Below are 952 nucleotides of genomic sequence, written 5' to 3' on the forward strand. Positions count from 1 at the left end.
TTAGTTGTATCAGCAACTGACGGCCCAATGCCACAGACTCGTGAGCACATCTTGCTATCACGTCAGGTTGGCGTACCATACATCATCGTATTCATGAACAAATGTGACATGGTAGATGACGAAGAACTACTAGAACTAGTAGAAATGGAAGTTCGTGAACTATTGAACGACTATGACTTCCCAGGTGATGACACCCCAATCATCCACGGTTCTGCTACTGAAGCCCTAAAAGGCTCACAAGAAAAATACGGCCAACCAGCCGTTGTAGAACTACTAAACGTACTAGACACCTACATCCCAGAGCCAGAGCGTGACGTTGACAAAGCATTCCTAATGCCAATCGAAGACGTATTCTCAATCTCAGGTCGTGGTACCGTAGTAACTGGCCGTGTTGAATCTGGTGTCGTAAAAGTTGGTGACGAAATCGAAATCGTTGGTATCCGTGACACTCAAAAAACCACCTGTACAGGTGTAGAGATGTTCCGTAAACTGCTTGACGAAGGTCGTGCTGGCGAAAACTGTGGCGTACTACTACGTGGTACTAAGCGTGAAGACGTACAACGTGGCCAAGTACTAGCGAAGCCAGGTTCAATCACGCCTCACACCAAATTTGACGCCGAAGTATACGTACTGTCAAAAGAAGAGGGTGGACGTCACACACCATTCCTAAACGGCTATCGTCCACAGTTCTACTTCCGTACCACTGACGTAACTGGCGCAATCCAATTACAAGACGGTACTGAAATGGTCATGCCTGGTGATAACGTTGAGATGGGCGTAGAGCTTATCCACCCAATCGCTATGGACAAAGGTCTACGCTTCGCTATTCGTGAAGGTGGCCGTACTGTAGGCGCTGGTGTTGTTGCTAACGTATTGAACTAAGACTTAAGTCTCAGTAATGAGATTATGAATTAGTCATAAAAAAGCCATCCTATCTAGGGTGGCTTTTTTT

General features: G+C 46.2%; 1 protein-coding gene. It reads left to right on the forward strand.

Features of this window, described 5'->3' with window-relative positions; all coding sequences use genetic code 11:
- A partial coding sequence (tuf, locus tag B3V51_RS07880; protein WP_286708197.1) for an elongation factor Tu occupies window positions 1–882 on the forward strand: 882 nt, incomplete at its 5' end.
- Window positions 883–952 lie beyond the last annotated feature (70 nt).

The sequence above is a fragment of the Psychrobacter sp. UBA2514 genome (assembly GCF_002341255.1).
Classification (GTDB): domain Bacteria; phylum Pseudomonadota; class Gammaproteobacteria; order Pseudomonadales; family Moraxellaceae; genus Psychrobacter; species Psychrobacter pacificensis.